Origin of the sequence: Ruminococcus callidus ATCC 27760, assembly GCF_000468015.1 — a bacterium.
Classification (GTDB): domain Bacteria; phylum Bacillota; class Clostridia; order Oscillospirales; family Ruminococcaceae; genus Ruminococcus_C; species Ruminococcus_C callidus.
On sequence record NZ_KI260499.1, the window covers coordinates 538 to 1,714 of the forward strand.

Annotated in this window: 1 protein-coding gene; it reads right to left on the reverse strand. The window is 46.8% G+C overall.

The features are described from left to right. Nucleotides 1–1,081: collagen-like protein (locus tag RUMCAL_RS16720; protein ID WP_084194450.1), on the reverse strand; the 1,081-nt coding region annotated here is incomplete at its 3' end. Nucleotides 1,082–1,177: the final 96 nt, after the last annotated feature.

Consider the following 1,177-nt stretch of genomic DNA (forward strand, 5'->3'; position numbering starts at 1 on the left):
TCTGATCCAATGCGGATTGATTTTCGTGGGTATGCGATTTATCTTCCAGGTGTGTGATGGAAAGTGTATGCTCCTGCAGGGTGTACGTCAGACTGTCGGACAATTCCTGCACTTTTTCATCCACATAAGTAACCTTAGCATAGGGTGTAAGGTCTACGGCTGCACCCTCTGTTAATGTCACTGTAGTTGTACCATTTTTATCTGTAATGGTGATTGTGATAACACTGCCATCCTTCACAACATTCGCAATCGGGGAAAAGCCGTCTTTACCGGCTACGCCAGCATCTCCCTTTTCACCTTTTTCACCGGGAACACCCTGCAGACCTCTATCTCCGGGATCACCTTTTTCGCCCATTGGACCTTGTTCTCCCTGCTGACCAGTTTCACCCTTTTCGCCTCGCTCGCCCTGCAATCCGGTGTCGCCCTTTTCACCTTTATCACCTTTCAAGGAAGAGAGCCAGTCTGATTCAGAGCCTTGATAACCTTGTTCTACCGCAATTTGATATGCAGATTTACCGTCTGTACCTTTTTCTCCATTTGCACCATTATGAAGCGTTGCAGAAGTTTCACCATCGGCATCGACAATGGTAATTACAACACCAGACTTCATTTGCTCCGCCCTTACTTTTGGAGAAAATCCATCTTTTCCATTTTGAAGTCCAGCAGCCTTTTCATCCAGTTTTTTCAAGAGTTGCGTATATAAATCCAGAGTCGGCGGAATTGGCGTATCCCCATCTGCGACAAAACCGGACGGTCGGATGTGAAGTGTGACGGGTACTGTTGTTGCACGCAGTGTAGTATCGCTTTCCGCATCGTAGCCAAACAAACTCATCTTCACCGCACCGGGATGCAGTTCAGCAGGCAGCAAACAAGTCGTTCCCTCTGTGCCAAGCACTACGTTGTATGTTTCTTCGCACTGCGTGAACTGTACCACTTTGTGCAGCGTTTTCCAAGCCCCATCGAACATGAACTTCACCGAAACAAATGCAATCTGGTCAGAGGCAATGACCTCTCGCTCCAGTGCTTCGATTTTTTGCTGTTTCACTAAGAATTTCATCATCCGTTTTTCACCTCGTTCCATGTATGGGTTTCCGTATCATATTCCAGATAGCCATCTACACACTGGATCTTTTTCAGATAATCGTTGTAGGAATGTTCTCCGGAGGACATCCAGTTG